Below are 21,724 nucleotides of genomic sequence, written 5' to 3' on the forward strand. Positions count from 1 at the left end.
TAAAAGGTATTTGACATCCTGAATATGATTAAAAACGACCCGTTAAAACGGGTCGTTCCATCATCAAAAGGTGTCGGGATCAACAACCCTGCACCTACTTTTGGATTTCTTCTACATAATCTTTGATAGAAATATCATCAACAAAAACATCAGCCAATACCGACCGCCCTTCTTTGATATAAACCAATCCATAGCAATTATTTATTAAGGTGTCTCTTCTTGCTTGACGCACAACTACCTCGGCGTCATAAGCTTTATTTTCGTCCATATAATACACATTAAAAGGCAAATTAAAACGAACTGTATCATTGTAAATTCCCTGAGATCTAACTTTTACATAATTCTGACCAGACTTATCTAATGTTTTACTCGCATGTGTTGCTATGGCAAAGCCAGCGCTATCTTTGGCGATATAGACATACATATCGTTATAGTTGATCGTGGTGTCCTTGGTAAACGCTTTATCCACTTCATAATTGAGGTAAATATATTTTCCTCGGAAGGGATCTGAAGGATCTAAAGGTTGTGTTCTAAACTTGTATGCCACGCCCTCTCTAATTACTTCTTCTTGCTTATAGATCATCTGCCCAGGTACAAACCATTGTGCTAGAAGCATCGCTGCAAATGATATGGTGATTATTATTTTATTCATGATCATTAGGTATTAATTTTTGTTGTTTTCTATACATTAAATAATTGGCGATAAAAAAACCTACGCCCATAAGCACAAAGAGGAGTCCGCGTAATACAAACGAAATATCCATGTCGAAAAAGCGGCAGGCTATTAGTGAGGTTATGATAAGCATTCCGTAGTTCAGAAGGCTAAATTTTTCGGCCTTAGCACCTTTTCGAACGATATCAATTCCCAATGCCAGCACTAAGAGATTTGTAAGTATTTTAGGTACTTCGGAAGCAACTGGAGTTAGAAAAAAGATAATTCCGAAGAGAACAAACGCATAACGCATCCAACTGTAATCTTTTGAATTTTGTCTGAAATGTGAATACACGATCACAATAATGGTCATGATCGCCAGAGATACGGCGAGAATAACATCCTGATCCTGCCCACGCATAGAATCAAAATCATCCCACACCCAACTAAATGTGGTGAACAATAAGGTGATTATAGTTCCTAAAGACCCCAATAAAACATAACCATTCTTGCGATCGCTTAAATGATTCAAAAAAGACAACTTCCCAATATTATAGAAGAGCCCGAATAAGGTTACATATAAAACAAAACCCGTAAAACCCGACGTGATAAAACCACCCATGACGATCAAAATGCTTAAAGGCACCAAACCATGATATAAAGCAGTCATTGCATTCGTGGCGTTTGTTTTGATCTGCTGAAAATAAAAAGGACCAATTACCGCTAGCAGCGCGATATAATACCACGGACTCGCATCATTAAAGTACCCAACATTACATGCGTAAATAGTACTAAAAAGAAGAAACAGTATAGCAGCTGCATGAGAGCGCAACAAATAAATGAGCGGCGTTCCCAAAAGTATCCACGCTAAAAGAAAATCTTGCATGGAACCCGGAACATTATATACCTGACTGATCAAGGAGATACTCGCTCCAATGGCAAAAAACAAAAAGGTAGCTGATGCTTCACGCCATACCACGGTTTTCTTTCTAAATAAGGCTAGCGCTGCAAACAACTGACCAATAATAAGTGGCACGAATGAAAACAATGTTTTGACCGGGCGTGAAAAGGCATCCCAATTATGCGCAAGGATCAAAATCACTCCTAATCCCACGAGCAAAGATCCTAAGATCCCAAAAATAACAAGCAAGGTATTTGTATTAGTAGCTCCCGGTTTTTTTGATTGATAATAAGTTGAAATGTCACTTGCAATTTGTGGTGTGATTACTTCGGCTCGAAGTAGTTCGGAGATATCTTTTTTTAGTTTAGAACTCATAATTTTTATGTTTGAAGTAGATAATAGATAAGTTTAAAAGACGAAGGCCGCCCGTTATAAAACACAACGGCCTTGTCTTAAAAACACCCAACCACAAGAAGCTATTCTTGTTTAGTACTTAAGAATTTGATGTCTCTTGTATTTTTCTGAACAGCGACCGCTCCAAACAAACCTAAGGTAAAGGACATTCCGTAGAAACCCTTTTCGCTAAGGTCGATGTCTGCATTCCAAAGTCCGATAACGAGTAATAGTATAGACGCGATTGTCGTGAACCAGCTTATTCCGTAGTAAATATCGGTGACAGGAATTCCTTCCAAACGGTCACGCACACTTTTTTGTACCGAAACTACCGAGAACAATCCAAAGAGCAGAATAGTAAAGTAATACCCTTTTTCGTTGAGTAGCATATCGGCATTCCAGAGTCCGATGCAATAGGAAACCATCCCAATAAACAGCCCTGCCCATGATGCTGAAATAAATGCGGGTGTTGGTTTACAATTAAATGGTTCTTTCTCTTTTTTGATCACGTCAATCAATGGTGCATTGACGGGTTTCTTTTCTTTTATTGTTTGATTTTCCATAATAAACGATTTGATGATGCCGTCTTTTAAAACCGACGATCGGTCGAGACGGTATATGTTAATTACAAGTCAAAGATGGTAAAGGAGGTTCTCTTCGGAAAAACAATTTTTATAAAAAACTTACGATTTAATTAGTACCTTTATCTATAATAAATTAAGTTTTATAGTATTTTTAATAAAATTATCTTTTGTTTAAATGAAAGCAATTAAGACTATTATTTCGTTGCTTTCCGAAGAAGAGAAGCGAGAATTTCTACTTTTCCTTCAAAAGAAGAACCGCAGAGGTGACACTAAGAATATTAAATTGTTTAAGCTGATCAATGCTGGAAAGACAAAAGACCTTAATCTGTTGCTCTACGGAAAACCGTCAAAAAATGCTTTTCATGGGCTTTGTAAACGACTACAGGATAGTCTAATAGATTTTGTGGCCACCCGGAGTTTTGCTGGTGAAACTTCCGAAGAGCTAGAGATCCTAAAACTTTTACTTGCCAGTCGTATATTTTTTGAACATAGACGTTATCCTTTAGCCTTTAAAACACTAACTCGCGCTGAGCGTATGGCTCAAAACCTTGATGTGTACTCCATCTTAACCGAAATTTATCACACCAAGATCCAATACGCGCATCTAAATCCAAAATTTGATCTTCAGAAGATCATTGATGAAGCGCAAGCTAACATACGCTTGTTTCAGCAAGAACAGCAACTCAATATGGCTTATGCGAGTATCAAGGCAAGCCTAAAAAAGAAGCATTATGCAGCTATCAATGAACTTATCGTAAAAACTTTTTCAGACTTTAATATTGAACTATCAAAAACGTTGACCTACAAATCGCTCTTTCAATTGATGAATCTAACAGCAACGGCAGCGCGTTTGCAGAGTGATTATTATGAGATCTCACCGTTTATGTCGCAATTGTACCATATTATCAGTGAAAAACAAGCAAATGAGATCAACCCTCACAAGCATTTGTTTTATCACATAGAGATATTGAATTTAATGGGAATCATGGAGTTCAGAAACAAGAATTTTAAACGGTCAATTCATTTTGCCAACCTTATGGAGTTGCAGATGGTAAAAAACAAAAAAGCGTATTTCAATCGTTTTTCAGAAAAGCTAACCGTTTTAAAAGCACATAATTTTCAGTACACAGGACAACCCGAACAAGCGCTAAAGACCTTAGATACTTTTCAGCATGAATCTTTAGATCTCGACCTTACTCGCGTGATGATCCTTTTTCAGCAAAATCAATTTACAGAGGCGTACCAAATTATTAAGAATAACTACCACAGCGATAATTGGCTGGAGAAAAAAGCCGGCTGGATCTGGGTTTTAAAAAAGAACATTATAGAAATTCTTTTGCTCATGGAGTTAGATCGACTCGATCTTGTGCTTTCAAGGTTGAAAAGTTTCCAAAACAAATTTACAAAACGCCTAAAAGCAATTGATGAATTGCGGGTCCTTGAATTTATGCGTCTCGTTTCACACTACTACCAATATCCCGAGCAAGTAACCTCTGTGGCTTTTAAAGCTCGTGTGGAGGAGTCTTTTGACTGGCTTGGCCCAGAACGGGAAGATATTTTTGTGATGAGCTTCTATGCCTGGCTAAAATCAAAAATGGAACAAACCCCACTCTACGAAACAACTCTATCATTAGTTAATATGCATAAAAACACCGCCCAAACCCCAATGGAGTAAGGACGGTGCACACCAACCTAAAAAACTACTTTTCTGAGAGAAGTTATTCTCCCATTTTACTTAAAAACTTGATATCATTCTCCACAGTAAGCAAGAGTACGCTTGTAGCTGTACAGAACACCGGACTGGTAATACAGTGATGTCCGTTCCAGCTTCCGTCATTATTTTGTATTTTCAGGATTCGTCCGCTCATCGCGTCGTACCATGATTTCCACTCTTGGTCTTTATTTACAACCAATGATTCACCTGTTTGAAGAAAGCTTAAAAACTCCTCGCCTCCATTGTTTCCAAAGCCGTTCAAAACATCTTGACGTTGTGCTGCAGTTTTTCCAGACTCGTAAACATTATACGAGGTATTATATTCGGCTGCCTCACTTTCTGCATATCCAATCTTTTTCAAATTGGCCGTTGAGACAGGGGCATTTTGGGGTAATTTTCCTTCACGAATCGCTTTATTGATATCCTCCTTTACTTTTCGCGCTTCTTTTGCGCTAGCACGAACACTCCCGCTTACCGCATACAACATAACTCCTGCGCCATCTTCGGTGTTAATTGTTCCAGTTTTATCGTTGTAGTTACCTTTTTGATAGTCGCGAGAGCGTTGTATAATTGCTTCATCCACATCAGCACCTACAGATTGTGCCGCTTCAAGAGCGCTAGTTGCCAGTCCGCTTTGCAAAACACCAGCCCATCCAGCTCCTTTTTGTTTGCCAGAAGCATCTGTCCCGTCTTGTATTTTTGCGATACAGATATCGAGACATCTCTCAACCCGTTTTTTGTCTACTCCTTTTAAATTGCGATCTAATAAGGTTGAAAATAACTGAGCGGTTAGTACAGCGTCTATATTATTTCCAAGTTTCGACTGGATCTGAGTTCCGCGCACATCAGTAATATAAGGGTCATTTTTGGGAGCATTTTCTACCGTCTCCAATAAATAATTGATAGCGCCCTGGAGATTTTTAGCGTATTCCCCTTTTTTGAGTGTCGTTCCGCTGCGCAAGAATGCCATAGCAACCATTGACGTGGTGGCGGGATCAGCCTTTACCGCATGCGGATCAAGAACATTTTGTGCGCTGTGACTTCCGGCACCATAACCTCCATGGGCTCCTTGTGCTTCGGAAAGCCATGCGAGTCCGTCGCGAACTGCAAGCTGTACATTTTCATCGGTTTTAAAGATCTCAAAGCCTTCGGAAGACTGCTCTCCCATGGTTGTCATAAAGACACAACCACTTTCTGCCTGTAAGGTGCGTTTAGTTTCCGGGTATTTTTCCGAAGAAAAAAAGGAAATCGCTGTTCCTATAAATAGGATAGGAAGCGCTACAAATAACATTCTTGTTTTCATAAGAGTTTGTTTTAATTTTTATCGAATCTACAACGAACAATAGGCGCACAAAACCTACGTTTAGGAAACACATACTCTTGATGAGTGAAGACAGCTTTTGGGCGAGTTTAGAATTTAACAAGCAAAATCGAACCCATTAAAAGTAATTTTATATTTTTGAAACAGAAAAAATTGAAAATGAAGCAACTACACACAAGCTTTTTACTTGCTGCAGCCCTTATTCTGACTGGTTGTGGGACAGACGACAGCCCTAAGGGAGATAGTGAAAGCCCTTCAGCACCTCTTAATTTAACAAGTACTGCTGCTACAGACACAAGTATTGAACTTACCTGGCAATCTGCTACCGACAATGTTGGTGTGACGGGATACAATCTATACCAAGATGGCGTAGTGACACAAGGTAATCTCAATGCCACATCGATATCCATAAACGGACTCATAGCCGATACCCCGTACGCTTTTTACGTAACTGCCTTAGATGCTGCCGGAAACGAGTCTGTGGCTAGTAACGCTGTGACCGTTAATACAGCATTAGAACCGTTAGAATTTCTTCAGAATTTATCTGACATGGGCGTTTTTGCAGGAACTTTGTCTGATCTTGAACCAGCAACTGGCGTACAACTTTACGAACTGAACAGTACCCTCTTTACAGATTACGCTTCCAAGCAACGTTTGGTAAGGCTTCCCGAAGGAACTAGCATGCAGTTTAACAATTCAGACCTGCTGCCTGATTTTCCTGATAATACATTAATAGCCAAAACATTTTATTACAATATTGATGATCGTGATCTATCTTTAGGAAAACAGATCATTGAGACCAGAATACTTTTAAAGATCGCTGGCGCATGGGAGGCAAACGATTATGTATGGAATAATGCACAAACCGAGGCAACCCTTCAAATTAACGGAGGTTTGGTTCCTATGAGTTATATAGATAGCGAAGGAACAACACAGAACGTAGATTATTTAATTCCTTCGCAAACCGATTGTCGCACTTGCCACAACAATAATGGAAGCGCATTCCCAATTGGTATGAAACTGCGAAGCATGAACTTTGTGCCCAGTTATACTGGCATGAATCAAATTGATTACTTTAAAAGTATAGGTATTTTGAACGGCTTGGTCAATTCGGGAGATATTAGTGTTTTACCAGACTGGACCGATGATTTGACCTATGACATTTTTGAACGCGGAAGAGCTTATATTGATATTAACTGTGCGCATTGCCATCAACCTGGTGGTGAAGTAAGTAACTTTAATCTCGATTTTCGCTATGAAACTCCATTTGAAGAAACTGCTATTTATGCCAATCGAGGTGAAATAGAAGCACGAACTCAAAGTACACTTCCAACCTATAGAATGCCACAACTGGGTCGTACTATAGTGCACGATGAAGCTGTGACCATGCTATTAGAGTATTTACAAGCTATAGAAGATTAAAATAGAAACGAGGAGTCTCAAAATAAGAAGTAAACTATTTTATGGCTTAATTCTTGCTTATTAATTATAGAAATAGTTACATTAGTAACCTTAATCAAAACAAACAAAATGAAAAATTTATTGACTTTATGTGCTTTTGCTGTAGTAATGATGCTCGGCATGACCAATGTTTCAGCGCAGAGTTTATCTCAAGATCAAGAGCGACCAGAAGTAATTGCTAAGACGAAAGTAGCAGAACTAAGCAGTACGTTAGATCTTAGTGGCGATCAGCAAAGAACGTTATTTCGTTACTATGCTTCTCATATCTCAAACATGCAAAAGTATGTTGATGGAAAAGACGTTGCAAATGCGGCAGTTGCGGCAGACAAGAAAAAATATGACGCTGTTTTTATGGAAGGTGTAAAGAAAACACTTACTGCAGATCAGTATAAAAAGTGGAGCTCATTGCAAAAGCAATAGGTAACGCACGTACAAAAATAGTAGAAACGTCCTTTGAGAAATCTTAGGACGTTTTTTTATACCCAATTCTGCGTGACCTTATCGCAAGCTGCGATGGTCTTATCTAAATCTTTATAGGAAAGCGCATCACATAGGAACCAAGTTTCAAAGGCACTAGGTGCAATATAGATTCCTTCCTGAAGCATTCCGTGGAAAAATTGTTTAAAACGTTCTCCGTTTGCGTTAGCAGCTGTTTCAAAATTTGTCACAGGTGTTTCTGAAAAATGTACCGAGATCATTGAGCCTACACGATTAATGGTATGCGCTATCTCGTTCTTAATTAGCACTTCGGAAAGTCCTTTGTGCAAGTAGGCGGTCTTTTTTTGAAGTGACTCAAATATTTCGGGATGATCGTTTAGTTCAGTTAACATAGCAAATCCTGCAGCCATAGCCAACGGATTTCCACTTAAGGTCCCCGCTTGGTACACAGGCCCCAAAGGCGCCAGATGATTCATAATTTCTTCTCTCGCAGCAAAAGCTCCCACTGGGAGTCCGCCGCCAATCACTTTTCCGAAGCAAACAATATCTGCATTCACCCCGTACAATTCCTGCACACCTCCTTTTGCCAAGCGAAAGCCAGTCATTACTTCATCAAAAATGAGCAATATATTATGTGTTGTGCAGAGGTCTCGTAATCCTTGAAGAAAGCCTTCGGAAGGAGGAATACATCCCATATTACCTGCGACGGGTTCTACAATTATACAGGCGATTTCGTTTTTATTTTCTGAAATGATCTGAGCTACATGCGAAAGATCGTTATAGGTAGCAAGTAAGGTGTCTTTGGCCGTACCTTTTGTAACGCCAGGACTGTTGGGCGTTCCAAAAGTGACTGCCCCACTACCCGCTTGAATTAAAAATGAATCGCTATGCCCGTGATAACAGCCAGCAAATTTGATGATCTTATCTTTAGCTGTAAATCCGCGTGCTAATCGAACAGCACTCATACAGGCTTCGGTTCCACTATTTACAAAACGAATTTTATCTATATTGGGAACCATAGAAACCGCCAATTCTGCGATCTTTGTTTCAATTTCAGTAGGCATTCCGAAGGAAGTTCCTTTTCGGGCCTTTTCAACAATAGCATCTATTACAGGTTTGTGAGCATGTCCTAAGATCATAGGACCCCACGAATTAATATAGTCGATAAGCGTATTTCCGTCGGCATCATATAGATAGGCCCCTTCGGCCTTTTCGACGAAAATAGGATCGCCACCAACAGCTTTAAATGCGCGAACTGGTGAATTCACTCCTCCTGGAATAACTTTTTGTGCTTCAGCAAATAAAGCACTGCTGCGTTTGTAGATCATGATAAAGACTAATTTTTTGTAGCGTGCAAATATAACACTTGCCCAATAGATATATCGTTTGACACTAACCCATTATATTCCTTTAAGGTATCTACCGAAACGCTAAAACGTCGTGAAATAGCATATAAAGTATCTCCTTGTTGCACGGTATACGTACTTATTTTGTCTTCATCAGGAGCAGAGGCTCGCGCGGGTTTACCCAGAACAGCCTGATCGTATTGAGTGAGATCATAGCGCTCAATAATACTTATTAACTTATCTGGATATTTGGGATCTGTGGCGTAACCCGCTTTACGCAAACCACGCGCCCAACCTTTGTAATCACTTTTATTAAGTTTGAATAGATCCTGATAACGGCTACGCTGTGTTAGAAACAATGAATGATCACGATAAGAGTATTTTGGGTCTTTATACTTCCGGAAACATTCCTGAAGTTCGTCATCATCGTGATAGACCCGTTCTCCTGTCCATTGACTATGACATTTAATTCCGAAGTGATTATTAGCGCGTTGCGAAAGCTCTCCTCTTCCGGCACCACTTTCTAAAATACCTTGTGCAAGTGTTATACTTGCCGGGATTCCGTATTGCAGCATTTCTTCGGAAGCGATTTCGTGATAGCTCATCACATAATCAGAAACTACCTCGGTATAACTTGCATTTTTCTTTGATTCAACAACGACTGTAGGATTTGACTCCTCTTTCTTCGGAATTACAACACGTGTCGGTGGTTTTTTAACAACTCGTTCCCTTTTGGGATGTTGCCTTTTTGAAACGGTAGTTTTTTTACTCTTACAACCTCCAAGTACGAGGATAGCGAGTAATACTATTGTGAAATAACGAGCGTAATGAGTTTTATTCAATGTGAGGTAATTGTTTTTTTAATAATCGTTTATTCATTCCGGCGATACCTTGTAAGCCTCCAGTATGTATGGCTAAAATACGCGAATTTTGTTTGAAATCTCCATTTTTAATGCCTTCAAGAATTCCATACATCATCTTAGCGGTATAGACGGGATCTAGTGGAATTCCTGTTTTTGCTTTAAAATTATTCATAAAACGAACCAATTGCTCGTTAACTTTTGCATAGCCTCCAAAACAGTAATCATCTACTATGTGAACGTTGCGATTCTGAGAATATTTTACCACTTCTTTAAGCTGAAAAGTTCCTTTTAGAGCCGAATACCCGATGATCTTCTGCTGCTCTTGTGCACCTTCGGCAAGCCCAGCAAGTGTTCCTCCAGTGCCAACTGGGGCACAAATAATATCATAACTAGCATCTGCTTCAGAAAGGATTTCGGCGCAGCCTTTAACCGCAAGCGCATTGGTTCCGCCTTCTGGAAGGAAATAGAAATCGCCAAATTGATCTTTTAATTCTGATAAAAAATCAGTTAATTCCTTCCGTCTATATATCTCCCGTGTCACATAATGGAGGCTCATTCCACAATTTAAGGCATATTGTAAAGTATCATTTTCGGTTATTTTGCCTGCTAGTTCTTCTCCCCGAATTATTCCAACAGTTGCTAAACCTATTTGCTTGCCTGCAGCTGCAACGGCAGCGATGTGATTAGAAAACGCCCCTCCGAAAGTGAGCAATTGCTTATCTCCTTCTGCCTGAGCGGCTTCTATGTTGTATTTCAATTTTCGAAATTTATTTCCAGAAATATAAGGGTGTATCTCATCCTCCCTTTTTAAAACCAACGAAACCGACGAATCCAGATCGAAAAGTGAAAGATCAATAGGTTGATACCTTATTTCTGAAGGAAAGCGTAGTATAGAACTCATATTTAAGGTCAAAAGTACTGTAATCTAGTCGATTTTCGAAGTAATTAACAACGAACCACTATATCAAACGGGTCGCTTTTAAGAGTACGAATGGGGCCCATTTCGACGAATTTTAGCAGCAAAACACTGATGTATTTCGTCGAAAACACAACTTGACAAGCTTATCGTTTACTATAAAATAGCCTTATTTATGAAAATGACTAAATTTTAATATACTGATACCTAGTATTTTATACAAATTCAGAAAAACTCCGAAAAAAATGCCGATTTAATCCTATTTGACTAAATTTCCACAAATACTTGATTTTTAGATACTTAACTGTATTTGACTGTTTTTCAGCTTGTTAAAATGTTAAATTTTTAAGCACTTAATCGAATTTAGTTGCAGTTAATCATTTGTTTGTCGTACTATCGTAGTCCTAAATCATAAATACCCCGGCTTATGAATCTAAAATACTTTAAGAATCTATTACCTGTTCTTTCACTATTAATTTCCTTTTCAACGATTGCCCAAGTAGGAATCAACACAACTACACCAAATGGCATACTTGATGTTTCAAGTGCTACCTCAGGTATTGTTCTTCCGAGAGTTGCATTAACTGCAACTAATATCGCTTCCCCCGTACTAAATCCACAAGGTGGATCACTGTCGGTTGGGACTGTGGTCTACAACACCAATACTACCTCAACAGGCTCTAATGACGTATATAAAGGAATCTATGTATGGACCGGTTCAGAATGGTTTAATAAATTCACAAAAAAACATGCTGAATTATTCACCCAAAGTGCTTTCTTTCAACCTGCCGCAAATGCAGGCTGGCAGAATATTCCAGGATTAGATAACAAAAGTTTTGTTGCGAAATACACAGGAACATATAAAATTGAAGTGAGCGTAAATTTTGGCGGTGGTTATGCAAAAAACAAATCGACCGGTACCGATGTTGCAGCTCACGAAGGAAACTTTCGATTCCTATTCAATGGAGACACCGAAACTATTCCGGCAAAGACATCCGTAACTCGTACCGATACAGGCACCCAGTATTATGCAATCTGGGAACAGGCATCTATTGTAAAGTATGTTGAGCTTGTTGCTGGAAGTACTTATACACTCGATCTAGATTTCGACTTAATATCGAATACAGCAATTGTGAACAATGGAAACAGCAGCACCGGACTTGGCTATATAGGTATTCCAGACCACGTTCCTTGCACCGTTGAATTCACATATATAGGAGACTAAATAAACGCCCCCCAATATCCCTAATATCATGAGAAAACATTTACTTTTTAATCTAATCATTACATCATTCTTACTAGCCACAGGTATGTTGGCTGCACAAGTAGGAATAGGAACCACATCACCAAAAGGCGCTTTAGACATTGAAAGCAGCACGTATGGTGTAGTTTACCCCAGCGTAGCTCTTACTGCCACTGATGTAGCAGCACCAGTTGTGAATCCGCAAGGCGGAGCCCTAGCTATAGGAACAACTGTTTACAATACAGGTACTACTTATTCTGGCTCAAAAGATGTTGAACCAGGTATCTACGCCTGGGACGGAAATAAGTGGGTGATCCACTTCTTTAAAAGACAATCTGAACTCTTTGAACAAACCACTGCACTACGAACCTCGTCCAACCCAACATCACCATTAGACGGTTATGAAGATGTTCCAGGATTAGGTCCTTCAGACGGAAATTCGATAACAGCAAAATATTCTGGACTCTATAAAATAGAGATCAAGGTTAATTACGGTGGCGGTTCAATGATTGACAATGGCGATGTAAATACCGCCATGGCCCAGGGCGATTTTCGTTTCATCTTTGACGGCACAACACATATCATGAATGTAAAGTCTTTTTCAACCTATAACTTCCATGTTGATACGGGTACATATTATGATAATATATGGGTGGAAACCTATAAAACGATCTACCTAAATTTAGTTGCTGGTCAAACCTACGACCTATCTCTTGAGTTCAATCAAGCAGATGGACCTGGTTTTGAGGCTAATGGTGACACTTCAATGCTTGGCGATGATGGTCGCGGTTATGTGGGCGAAGGAATTCCTTGCTTTGTAGAAATCACTTACATCGACGAATAGATCTGTGATTCCATTTATAACCATTAAGAAATTTATCATGAAAATACTATATACTCTATTTATAACATGCATTCTATTCCTTTCTGCAAATTCCTCTTTATTTGCGCAGATAGGTGTAGGGACTGTAGCGCCACAAGGAATATTGGATCTCAGTAATAATAATTCTACCGGCTTTGTTTTTCCGAAAGCCGCCTTGACCGCATCAAATGTTGCCGCACCTGTTATTAACCCAGACGGCGGCACCCTAGTTGCCGGTACCGTTGTTTTTAACACTAATAGTACAGCAACCGGTAATTATGATGTTTATCCAGGCATTTATGCTTGGGACGGAACACAATGGAATCCCCAATACCTGCGAGAAGATTCAGCACTTTTTGAACAATCAACCCTCGATTTCCGAACCGTCACTGGTGACCAAACATATAACAGTGGAACTTCAGATTGGGCAGCCGTACCTGGTTTGGGAGCAGGAAGCTTTACACCGAAATACTCGGGTACTTATAGAATTAAAACATCCTTTAATTTTGGCGCTGGAAAAGTGATCTTACCAGTTACTGGAATTATTAACATGGCCACTACGGAAGGTTTATTCAGATTCACCTTTAACGGTACGCCTAGACTATGTTATACGCACTCATATTCACTATACAATGGTGGAATAGGCGGAGGAACATATTACGACTCATTTAAACATGATACTTCTATAGTAGAATACGTAGAGTTAACGGCTGGCGTAACCTACAATTTTAGTCTAGAAGTAGATATTTTCGTTGCTACTCACTTTGAAGACACCGGAAACTCTGGTGATGGAAGAGGTCATGTTGGTATCGATACACCTTGTACTGTTGAATTTACTTTTACTGAAGAATAAATACTCTCCCTACTATGAATACAAATAATACAAACCCCGCATTTATGAAAAACATCATACTAACCACCCTATTATTCGTTGGAACCCTATCTTTTGCCCAAACACCATGTAGCAGTGGTACAGCTGCAGGTTACGACTGTGATGGCCTAACGCTTCAATCAAGGCTTAGTTTAGGACAACTAGGAGCATCTTCAGGAAATGATTCTTGGGGATGGACAGATCCAAATGATGGGAAAGAATATGCTATTGTAGGCTTAAACAACAGCACCTTCTTCATTGATATCACTGACCCTGTAAACCCAAGAAGATTGGGCCGCTTAATGAGTCACAATAATTCTTCCAGTTCATGGAGAGATGTAAAAGTATACAATAACCACGCCTATATTGTAAGTGAAGCAAGTAATCACGGCTTACAGATCTTTGATCTTACAAACTTAAGAGGACTCTCTACAGATGCCAATCGAACCTTTGCCGAAGACGGTTATGACGGTCGTTTTGGTGATGCTCACAATATTATCATCAATGAAGACACTGGTGTTGCATACATTCTTGGATCTAGACTAGATAGCAATCCAGGAACTGATACAGTTATTTTCTTCGATTTAACAGTAGACCCTGAAAACCCAACACTCCTAGGAGACTACACGGCACAAGGATATACGCATGATGCACAAGTAGTGACGTACAATGGCCCTGACACAGAGCATACTGGAAAAGAAATATTTATTGGAAGTAATGAAGATGAGGTTGTTATCTTAGACGTAACAAATAAAGCCAGCATAACCTTATTAGGAACTATAACATATGCTAACTTTGGCTATACACACCAAGGATGGTTTACCGAAGATCAACGATATTTCTTATTAGGTGATGAGCATGATGAGATGGACAATGGTTTTAACACAAAAACAATTGTTCTTGACCTGAGTGATCTTGATTCTCCAGCACTGCATTTCAATTATTACGGTCCTACATCTGCTATTGACCATAATGGCTATATACGAGGAAATAGATTCTATCAAGCAAGCTACTCTGCAGGAGTAAGAATTCTGAAAATAGATGATATAGCAAATCAGAATATGACCGAAGTAAACTCGTTTGACACCTATCAGGCAAGTAACTCAAATAGCTTTCACGGAGCATGGAACGTTTATCCTTATTTTGAAAGTGGCAATATCATTGTTAGTAATTATGATGAAGGTTTCTTTATCGTTAAAGACCCTTTTTATGACAATATCCCTCCAACAGCAGTTTGTCAGGCGTATACCGCTACATTAGATCCAGATTTGGGTACTGTTACTGTTACGGCAGCCGACTTAGACAATGGCTCTTCAGACAATATGCCAATGAATCTTACCACAATGACTATTGATGGTCAAGATGAAATGACTTTTACATGTGAAGACGCAGGAAGCACCTTTAATGTGACATTTGAGATTGAAGATGACTACGGACTCAAATCAACCTGCGCAACAACAATTACTGTTGAAGCTCAAACTACTGAACCTATAGGTGCAGGACTTTGGACCAACGGAACTCCAAACATAGGATCTCACGTAAAAATTAGTGACAATTACGACACTTCTGGTACAGGCGCAGCAAGCATAACGGCCTGCTCATGTGAGATTGATGCTACCAAGACCTTAACAGTTAATGCGGGTGACTTCATTCAAATTGAAAGAGACATTGTTGTAAATGGAAACTTAATTGTGAAGCATCAAGGAAGTGTAGTTCAAACAGACCCAACTGCCACTGTTACTAAAAATGCAGGTGCAACTATTAATGTTGAACTTACCACACCTGTACTTAGTAACCGAGATTTTATGGTCATGGGAAGCCCTATGGATGCCGAAACTAGAAACGATGTATTTACAGATGCATTCCTAGTTCTGAAAAACACACCTGCCAATTTCTATCCACTTGCTGGAGTGCCTTCAGGAGGAACAAACTTTGTAGATGATAAATTCACTAACGGGAAATGGCTTGAGACATACAACGGAAATATCAATGTAGGTGAAGGATATATAGTTCGTCCTCAAAATAGCTATAACGACCCAGCAGTTACTTCATATGACATGACCTATACATTAGGAACTTTAAACAATGGTGATGTCAATATGCCACTTACATATAACGGACCTATTGATAATCCAACAGGGACACCGCATTTAATGGCTAACCCATATGCTTCACCTATCAATGCCCAAGCATTAATTAATAACAATACATTAATTAACGAAGTTTATTTTTGGGAACATTTAACGCCGCCAAGCACTAGCTTGCCTGGTTCAAATGCCATGAATTTTGATATGGACGACCTATCAATGTACAATGGCTCTATGGGAATTCCTGCACCAAACGATCCAGGGACAAGTACAACACCAAATGGTGTTATCTCAACAGGACAAGGGTTTCTAATTAAGTCTCAAGGAGCAGGAACCATGTCTTTTATTAATGACATCCGACTTACAAGTGGTAATACAACACTTCGTAATGCTAGCGAAGAAATGAATATCGACAGACTAACACTTGAAGTACGCAATGCAGAATATGGTGTTGGTAGTTATACTGGTGTTGCTTTCAATCCTGCTGGAACAGAAAATTTCGACGCACGTCTTGATACGGAAAGATTAGCAACGGTGGTATCTATTTTCTCTCATCTTCAAGATGGTAGTGAACAATTAGGTATCCAAACCATGCCACAATTTGAGACTAGTATGAAAATTCCAATGGGATTTACCACTCAGGTACCAGCAGAACTTGAATACACAATTTCTATTGCTAAGCTGGAAGGGGAGCGTATTTCTAACGTTATCGTTAATTTAATTGACAATGAGTTGGGTATTATTACAGATCTAACAAACTCTGATTATACTTTTAAGAGTGATAAAAACACCTACGAAGGTAGATTCACACTTCAGTTTGAAGAAGAAGTTCTTGGGCCAAATGACAATATGCTTAATACCATTGCCATTTTCCCAAATCCAACAAAAAACATCATCACTATCGCTTCTCCAAATACAACGATCAAAAGCGTAAAAGTTTCTGATCTACGTGGAAGACGAATTGTAAATATTATTTCTGAAGAAGATCACGAATATAAACTAGACCTTTCTTCACTAGAAACAACTGTTTATTTTGTTGAAATCCAAACCGAAGCTGGTTCGATCACTAAGAAAGTGATTAAGTACTAATTCACTTTAAAATAATCATATAAAGCCTTCAGTATACAATACTGAAGGCTTTTTTTATATCCATAACCCTATGCGGTTAATATGTACTAAGCTTACAAGTTTTTGATATGATATTGCAGTAATATCCAGAGCAACACCTTCTTTAAATATTTCGGCATCTACCTTTCCAAGTACACATCATCTAACATTGTCGGTAGTGCATTAGGCCGTATTATATTTCAAAAAATTCCAAAAGGATCTCTTTTTTAAATAATTGAGGTCTCTTTCATTGGCATAAGCCTCTCGTTCAAAACTTATATTTCGGTAAGCAGTTCTTCTATCTTTATATTGAAATAACCGGTAAGCATATTCAACAATATACCATATGTAAAAGAAAATAATCAATAATTCAAGCTGTTGACGTAAATGAATACGTTCGTGATTCATCAAAACAACATCTACTCGAAGCGCCTGATGTCTTAAGATCACAAAAGGCCAAAGGGTGATTCCGTTAAAACCCTTCCGAAGTAAAAAACTACTTATGACAACTATCATTCAATCAAGATAAGAAAATGTTATTTTTGTACTATGCTGTTTCCGAAGAAAAAAATAGAAATCGAAGAAGGAGATTATTACCTCACCCCTGAAGGCTACAAATGCTTTACAGAACAATACCACTTAAAGCGTGGTTATTGCTGCGAAAGTGGTTGTCGCCATTGCCCATACGGATTCGACAAAAAAACGAATACGCAGTCTTAGTTCTTGCAAGAAACAGAAATATTGACACTCAATACTGAAAAAATGACGTTTAAAGAAGAAATACAACAAGGCATTCCCCAGCAACTTCCAAAGCTAAAACCCTACGATACTAAGGTAAATCATGCTCCCAAACGTAAAAAAATTCTTTCTGCGGAAGAAACCAAGCTCGCCCTTCGCAATGCGCTTCGGTATTTTGATAAAGAACATCACGCCACACTCCTACCCGAATTTCGCTCTGAGCTAGAAAATTATGGTCGTATCTACATGTACCGTTTTCGCCCAGATCACAAAATATACGCCCGTCCCGTTTCCGAATACCCTGGAAAATCTGATCAAGCCAAAGCGATCATGCTTATGATCCAAAACAATTTGGATCACGCCGTAGCACAACATCCGCACGAGCTGATCACCTACGGTGGAAATGGCGCCGTATTTCAAAATTGGGCACAATACCGATTGGTTATGTACTACCTCTCGCAAATGACCAATGAACAAACCCTCGTTATGTATTCTGGACATCCTTTAGGATTATTCCCATCGCATAAAGACGCACCTCGCGTGGTCGTTACCAATGGAATGATGATCCCAAATTATTCACAGCCAGATGATTGGGAGAAATTTAATGCCTTGGGTGTAACACAATACGGGCAAATGACAGCAGGAAGCTATATGTATATTGGTCCGCAGGGTATTGTACACGGAACAACCATCACGGTTTTGAATGGTTTCAGAAAAATAAAAAAATCTCCGAAAGGCGGACTTTTCGTCACTTCGGGTCTTGGCGGAATGAGTGGCGCTCAACCTAAGGCAGGAAATATCGCAGGCTGCGTTACCGTTTGTGGTGAAGTAAACAGGAAAGCCACGCATACACGCCATTCGCAAGGCTGGGTTGACGAAGTAATTTCAGATCTCGACCAATTATGCGAACGGGTTCAAGCGGCCTTAAACCAAAAGGAAACAGTTTCTATCGCTTATGACGGGAACATCGTTGACGTATGGGAAGCCTTTGACAAGAAAAATATTCATATTGACCTTGGAAGTGACCAAACATCCCTTCACAATCCATGGGCGGGAGGTTACTACCCCGTAGGACTTACCTACGAAGCCTCAAACGAAATGATGGCTAATGACCCCGAAGCCTTTAAAAAAGAAGTGCAACGGTCGTTAAGACGTCATACCGAAGCGATCAATAAACATACAGCCAAAGGAACCTATTTCTTTGACTACGGAAATGCCTTCCTCTTAGAAGCTTCTAGAGCTGGCGCCGATATCATGGCAGAAAATAAAATAGATTTTAAGTATCCTAGCTATGTTCAGGATATCATGGGACCCATGTGCTTCGATTATGGCTTTGGCCCCTTTCGTTGGGTTTGTGCTTCTGGAAAACCTGAAGATCTGGCAACCACCGATGCGATCGCTTGTGAGGTTTTAGAGACCATGAAGAAAGATGCGCCTAGCGAAATACAGCAGCAAATGGCCGATAATATTCAATGGATCAAAGGAGCCCAAGAGAATAAATTGGTCGTAGGAAGCCAAGCACGGATTCTTTACGCAGATGCGGAAGGTAGAATGAAGATTGCTTCAGCATTTAACAAAGCTATTTCCGAAGGAAAAATAGAAATGGTCATTTTAGGAAGAGATCATCACGATGTGTCAGGTACCGATTCTCCCTTTAGAGAAACGTCAAATATTTATGATGGCAGCCGATTTACAGCCGATATGGCCATTCATAATGTTATTGGAGATAGCTTCCGAGGCGCCACTTGGGTAAGCATTCATAACGGCGGTGGCGTTGGCTGGGGCGAGGTTATAAATGGTGGTTTCGGTATGGTTCTTGATGGTAGTGATGATGCACAACGACGCTTAGAATCTATGTTATTTTGGGATGTAAATAATGGTATCGCAAGACGTAGTTGGGCACGAAATGACGAAGCTATTTTTGCTATAAAAAGGGAGATGAAAAGAAATCCTAATTTAAAGGTCACGCTTCCTAATTTTGTTGATGATGATTTACTTAATTAAATAAAAACGCTATGAAAATTTTTAAATTTGTACCCGCATTATTAGTAGTGCTTGTGCTTACATCGTGTTCTTCGGTGCGTGTTGCCGCAGATTACGACAGAGAAGCGAATTTCAATAATTACAACACATTTGCTTTTTATAAACCAGGAATTGATAAAACACAGGTCTCAGATCTAGACAAACGCAGAATTTTACGTGCTATTGAATCTGAACTTGTTCTAAAAGGAATGAGCAAGTCTGAACAACCCGATCTTTTGGTGAGTATTTTTACCAAAGAACGTGAACGAGTAGATGTGTACAACAATAATTTTGGTCCGGGATGGGGCTGGAATCCTTTTTGGTATGGCGGTTACTACGGAAATCAAGTTTCGCGAACTACCGAAGGATCGTTGTATATTGATCTTATTGATGCAAAAAACAATCAACTCGTTTGGCAGGGCGTTGGCACAGGAAGTCTTGTAACAGGCAATGTAGAAAAGAAAGAAGCCCGTATTCGAGAGATCGTTCGGGAAATCATGGAGAAATATCCTCCAGGAGCGGATAAAAAATAAAACACAAAAGGCTGTCAGATTACGACAGCCTTTTTTTATCTGTATTTTTTATTTATAGCTATTGCTTCACCAGTTTTAGACCTTCAGACTTGCCAGCTTCCGTAGAAACAGTCATTAGATACAGGCCAGATGTCCAGTTTTCTGTATGAATTACGATGTTATTTTCGTTATTATATATTGAATGAAACACTAGTTGTCCTAGTAGATTATAAATAGAAATTTTGTCAATCGCGCTACTACTTTCTAAAGTAAATATGTCATTGACTGGGTTTGTGTAAACCATGGAGCTTTTAGAGATATCATCAACCCTTAAAACTTCTTCCACTGCGCTCTGTCCGTATATTTTTGAACCATTCCCCTTATCTTCAACAAAGACAGTGACACTTTGGCCATTTGCAGGAGCTGTATAATGAATTCTACTTTTATTTGCAGCAAAGGTGGCAAGCGGTCGCGTTTCTTCAGGCCAGACAAATGCGCCATCACTATCGAGATAAACGGCTTCCAGAGTGACCGGAGACACTCCGTTATCAAAGCCATTTTTTATAAGAAACCAGGGTTGGTTATTTAATAGGTGAAGTTTACCGGCATGAACTTTTTCATCGCCAATAGCATAAATCTCCTTAGCCGTTTCGGTAAACATTCGGGCACCCGTTTCAGGGTCAAATTTTTGAATATACTCACCTTTCATATTCTGACTCCCATCTGAATAATTTGCTACCACATATATGGCTGAGGCATTATCATTGATCGCTATGGACGATGACATTTCATTGTCGGTTGTATTCGTGCTAAAATCGGCTCCATTTGCTCCCCAAGGAAGCGATCCGTCGGGATTGATACGTTGCACATACGAGTCAAACCGACTTCCATCGGGACCAAAATAAGCCATATAAACCACATCACCATTTTGAACACCTTCGTAACTTCTGTTAAAGGCTGTGCTCTTAGCTGAAATTTGCACCGCATTGGTCCATTGTGCATCTCCGCTAGCGTTATAGCGTTGCGCATATAAATTACTAGTGATTCCACCCGTTAGTAGGTGAAAAACCGCAATATAATCGCCTCCAGTAATTTCAAAAAAGTTCGCTGGCGCAGTCACTCCACTTCCTGTAGTTATGGTTTGTGTCGTTGGCCAAACTGTTGTCCCATTGTTATCGTACTTCTGCATAACAGCACCCGTAGATGACAGCCAACTTACTATTGCCTCACCAGAAGTGAGTGGCAAAACAGTAACGATATTTCCGCTACCTACATTCACTCCATTAGCATTCCACAAGTGATTTCCTAAGGAATCTAATTTAAAAACAAAAGCAGGGTCACCCCCACCCGTTCCAGTGACACCTATGTATATATTATCATTTGCATCTAAAGTTACGCTCCAAAGTACCGTAAATGTACTCATAGGGATTTGATCACTGATCAACATACCTTCAGTACCCAGTGTTAGATTACCACCGGCATCTAAAATTTGCATTCTAAGTTCAATGTTGACTGGAGCTGGAACCACTTTCCAAAAAACCACATATGTTTTACCATTTGAAGTTCCTACAGCTTTCATATCGACAGCTTCTGAATCTGCTACTAAAGTATTTATATCAGTATCTGTGGTCCATTGCGCCTGCGCAAAGCAAGAGACCATTAAGCACAAAATTGTAGTAAGTATTTTCATAAA

The 21,724-nt window shown here is 39.4% G+C and carries 19 protein-coding genes; 10 read left to right on the forward strand and 9 right to left on the reverse strand.

Going from position 1 to position 21,724, the window contains the following annotated elements:
• Positions 1–94: 94 nt before the first annotated feature.
• From ACY2RU_RS15850 to yiaA, 3 genes are all read right to left on the reverse strand, one after another.
• On the reverse strand, positions 95–652 hold the full coding sequence (locus ACY2RU_RS15850; protein ID WP_490139461.1) for a GDYXXLXY domain-containing protein: 558 nt from the start codon (positions 650–652) through the stop codon (positions 95–97).
• On the reverse strand, positions 645–1,928 hold the full coding sequence (locus ACY2RU_RS15855) for a DUF2157 domain-containing protein (protein ID WP_490139462.1): 1,284 nt from the start codon (positions 1,926–1,928) through the stop codon (positions 645–647). The genes ACY2RU_RS15850 and ACY2RU_RS15855 overlap by 8 nt, the downstream gene beginning before the upstream one ends.
• Before the next feature lie 101 nt (positions 1,929–2,029).
• Entirely contained in the window at positions 2,030–2,509 is a 480-nt protein-coding gene (gene yiaA / locus ACY2RU_RS15860; protein ID WP_490139463.1) for an inner membrane protein YiaA, read from the reverse strand.
• Between the two features lie 196 nt (positions 2,510–2,705).
• Here yiaA and ACY2RU_RS15865 point away from each other — a divergent pair, with 196 nt between their 5' ends.
• A complete protein-coding gene (locus ACY2RU_RS15865) occupies positions 2,706–4,205 on the forward strand; it encodes a hypothetical protein (protein ID WP_490139464.1) in 1,500 nt (499 codons plus the stop codon).
• A gap of 43 nt (positions 4,206–4,248) precedes the next feature.
• Here the strand turns inward: ACY2RU_RS15865 and ACY2RU_RS15870 are convergent, their stop codons facing one another.
• Entirely contained in the window at positions 4,249–5,547 is a 1,299-nt protein-coding gene (locus ACY2RU_RS15870) for a hypothetical protein (RefSeq protein ID WP_490139465.1), read from the reverse strand.
• Between the two features lie 177 nt (positions 5,548–5,724).
• Here ACY2RU_RS15870 and ACY2RU_RS15875 point away from each other — a divergent pair, with 177 nt between their 5' ends.
• Both ACY2RU_RS15875 and ACY2RU_RS15880 read left to right on the forward strand, forming a co-directional pair.
• The gene (locus ACY2RU_RS15875) at positions 5,725–6,987 is read left to right on the forward strand and encodes a fibronectin type III domain-containing protein (protein ID WP_490139466.1); all 1,263 of its coding nucleotides are present in this window, start codon (positions 5,725–5,727) and stop codon (positions 6,985–6,987) included.
• A 108-nt stretch (positions 6,988–7,095) separates the two neighbouring features.
• Positions 7,096–7,446 (forward strand): hypothetical protein, encoded by a 351-nt coding sequence (locus ACY2RU_RS15880; RefSeq protein ID WP_490139467.1) that lies wholly within the window; start codon positions 7,096–7,098, stop codon positions 7,444–7,446.
• Positions 7,447–7,502: 56 nt separating this feature from the next.
• Here the strand turns inward: ACY2RU_RS15880 and hemL are convergent, their stop codons facing one another.
• The 3 genes from hemL to ACY2RU_RS15895 are packed head-to-tail and all read right to left on the reverse strand — an operon-like array spanning position 7,503 to position 10,574.
• Positions 7,503–8,792 (reverse strand): glutamate-1-semialdehyde 2,1-aminomutase, encoded by a 1,290-nt coding sequence (gene hemL, locus ACY2RU_RS15885; protein WP_490139468.1) that lies wholly within the window; start codon positions 8,790–8,792, stop codon positions 7,503–7,505.
• A gap of 8 nt (positions 8,793–8,800) precedes the next feature.
• A complete protein-coding gene (locus ACY2RU_RS15890) occupies positions 8,801–9,652 on the reverse strand; it encodes a glucosaminidase domain-containing protein (protein WP_490139469.1) in 852 nt (283 codons plus the stop codon).
• Entirely contained in the window at positions 9,645–10,574 is a 930-nt protein-coding gene (locus tag ACY2RU_RS15895) for a 1-aminocyclopropane-1-carboxylate deaminase/D-cysteine desulfhydrase (RefSeq protein ID WP_490139470.1), read from the reverse strand. The genes ACY2RU_RS15890 and ACY2RU_RS15895 overlap by 8 nt, the downstream gene beginning before the upstream one ends.
• A 442-nt stretch (positions 10,575–11,016) precedes the next feature.
• Here ACY2RU_RS15895 and ACY2RU_RS15900 point away from each other — a divergent pair, with 442 nt between their 5' ends.
• Genes ACY2RU_RS15900 through ACY2RU_RS15915 form a run of 4 tightly spaced genes read left to right on the forward strand, consistent with a single transcriptional unit; the run spans position 11,017 to position 16,741 of the window.
• Positions 11,017–11,814, forward strand: a complete 798-nt coding sequence (locus ACY2RU_RS15900) for a phage tail-like protein (RefSeq protein ID WP_490139471.1) — start codon at positions 11,017–11,019, stop codon at positions 11,812–11,814.
• 28 nt (positions 11,815–11,842) lie between these two features.
• Complete coding sequence (locus ACY2RU_RS15905; protein ID WP_490139472.1) at positions 11,843–12,676, forward strand: phage tail-like protein; 834 nt, start codon at positions 11,843–11,845, stop codon at positions 12,674–12,676.
• Positions 12,677–12,713: 37 nt separating this feature from the next.
• Positions 12,714–13,547 carry a phage tail-like protein gene (locus ACY2RU_RS15910; RefSeq protein WP_490139473.1) on the forward strand — a complete coding sequence of 278 codons (834 nt, stop codon included), beginning with the start codon at positions 12,714–12,716 and terminating at the stop codon, positions 13,545–13,547.
• Between the two features lie 44 nt (positions 13,548–13,591).
• Positions 13,592–16,741 carry a choice-of-anchor B family protein gene (locus ACY2RU_RS15915; protein WP_490139474.1) on the forward strand — a complete coding sequence of 1,050 codons (3,150 nt, stop codon included), beginning with the start codon at positions 13,592–13,594 and terminating at the stop codon, positions 16,739–16,741.
• Positions 16,742–16,942: 201 nt separating this feature from the next.
• Here the strand turns inward: ACY2RU_RS15915 and ACY2RU_RS15920 are convergent, their stop codons facing one another.
• The gene (locus ACY2RU_RS15920) at positions 16,943–17,275 is read right to left on the reverse strand and encodes a hypothetical protein (protein WP_490139475.1); all 333 of its coding nucleotides are present in this window, start codon (positions 17,273–17,275) and stop codon (positions 16,943–16,945) included.
• Between the two features lie 33 nt (positions 17,276–17,308).
• On the opposite strand from ACY2RU_RS15920, the gene ACY2RU_RS15925 reads away from it, so the two are divergent.
• The 3 genes from ACY2RU_RS15925 to ACY2RU_RS15935 are packed head-to-tail and all read left to right on the forward strand — an operon-like array spanning position 17,309 to position 20,052.
• A complete protein-coding gene (locus ACY2RU_RS15925; protein WP_490139476.1) occupies positions 17,309–17,479 on the forward strand; it encodes a C1orf53 family protein in 171 nt (56 codons plus the stop codon).
• 42 nt (positions 17,480–17,521) lie between these two features.
• Positions 17,522–19,501 carry a urocanate hydratase gene (gene hutU / locus ACY2RU_RS15930; protein ID WP_490139477.1) on the forward strand — a complete coding sequence of 660 codons (1,980 nt, stop codon included), beginning with the start codon at positions 17,522–17,524 and terminating at the stop codon, positions 19,499–19,501.
• Between the two features lie 11 nt (positions 19,502–19,512).
• Positions 19,513–20,052, forward strand: coding sequence for a DUF4136 domain-containing protein (locus ACY2RU_RS15935; protein WP_490139478.1), 540 nt, complete (start codon positions 19,513–19,515; stop codon positions 20,050–20,052).
• A 58-nt stretch (positions 20,053–20,110) separates the two neighbouring features.
• Here ACY2RU_RS15935 and ACY2RU_RS15940 read toward each other — a convergent pair whose 3' ends face one another.
• Complete coding sequence (locus ACY2RU_RS15940) at positions 20,111–21,721, reverse strand: T9SS type A sorting domain-containing protein (RefSeq protein WP_490139479.1); 1,611 nt, start codon at positions 21,719–21,721, stop codon at positions 20,111–20,113.
• Positions 21,722–21,724 lie beyond the last annotated feature (3 nt).

It is taken from the genome of Ulvibacter sp. 2305UL32-6 (assembly GCF_058148545.1).

Excerpts from the sequence above, each read along its gene's own strand:
- ACY2RU_RS15910 (WP_490139473.1), top strand. The coding sequence starts at position 12,714 with ATGAAAATACTATATACTCTATTTATAACATGCATTCTATTCCTTTCT.
- ACY2RU_RS15865 (WP_490139464.1), top strand. The coding sequence starts at position 2,706 with ATGAAAGCAATTAAGACTATTATTTCGTTGCTTTCCGAAGAAGAGAAG.
- ACY2RU_RS15905 (WP_490139472.1), top strand. The coding sequence starts at position 11,843 with ATGAGAAAACATTTACTTTTTAATCTAATCATTACATCATTCTTACTA.
- ACY2RU_RS15900 (WP_490139471.1), top strand. The coding sequence starts at position 11,017 with ATGAATCTAAAATACTTTAAGAATCTATTACCTGTTCTTTCACTATTA.
- ACY2RU_RS15920 (WP_490139475.1), bottom strand. The coding sequence starts at position 17,275 with ATGATAGTTGTCATAAGTAGTTTTTTACTTCGGAAGGGTTTTAACGGA.
- ACY2RU_RS15870 (WP_490139465.1), bottom strand. The coding sequence starts at position 5,547 with ATGAAAACAAGAATGTTATTTGTAGCGCTTCCTATCCTATTTATAGGA.
- ACY2RU_RS15940 (WP_490139479.1), bottom strand. The coding sequence starts at position 21,721 with ATGAAAATACTTACTACAATTTTGTGCTTAATGGTCTCTTGCTTTGCG.
- ACY2RU_RS15935 (WP_490139478.1), top strand. The coding sequence starts at position 19,513 with ATGAAAATTTTTAAATTTGTACCCGCATTATTAGTAGTGCTTGTGCTT.
- hutU (WP_490139477.1), top strand. The coding sequence starts at position 17,522 with ATGACGTTTAAAGAAGAAATACAACAAGGCATTCCCCAGCAACTTCCA.
- ACY2RU_RS15895 (WP_490139470.1), bottom strand. The coding sequence starts at position 10,574 with ATGAGTTCTATACTACGCTTTCCTTCAGAAATAAGGTATCAACCTATT.
- ACY2RU_RS15875 (WP_490139466.1), top strand. The coding sequence starts at position 5,725 with ATGAAGCAACTACACACAAGCTTTTTACTTGCTGCAGCCCTTATTCTG.
- hemL (WP_490139468.1), bottom strand. The coding sequence starts at position 8,792 with ATGATCTACAAACGCAGCAGTGCTTTATTTGCTGAAGCACAAAAAGTT.
- ACY2RU_RS15855 (WP_490139462.1), bottom strand. The coding sequence starts at position 1,928 with ATGAGTTCTAAACTAAAAAAAGATATCTCCGAACTACTTCGAGCCGAA.
- yiaA (WP_490139463.1), bottom strand. The coding sequence starts at position 2,509 with ATGGAAAATCAAACAATAAAAGAAAAGAAACCCGTCAATGCACCATTG.
- ACY2RU_RS15880 (WP_490139467.1), top strand. The coding sequence starts at position 7,096 with ATGAAAAATTTATTGACTTTATGTGCTTTTGCTGTAGTAATGATGCTC.
- ACY2RU_RS15925 (WP_490139476.1), top strand. The coding sequence starts at position 17,309 with ATGCTGTTTCCGAAGAAAAAAATAGAAATCGAAGAAGGAGATTATTAC.
- ACY2RU_RS15850 (WP_490139461.1), bottom strand. The coding sequence starts at position 652 with ATGAATAAAATAATAATCACCATATCATTTGCAGCGATGCTTCTAGCA.
- ACY2RU_RS15915 (WP_490139474.1), top strand. The coding sequence starts at position 13,592 with ATGAAAAACATCATACTAACCACCCTATTATTCGTTGGAACCCTATCT.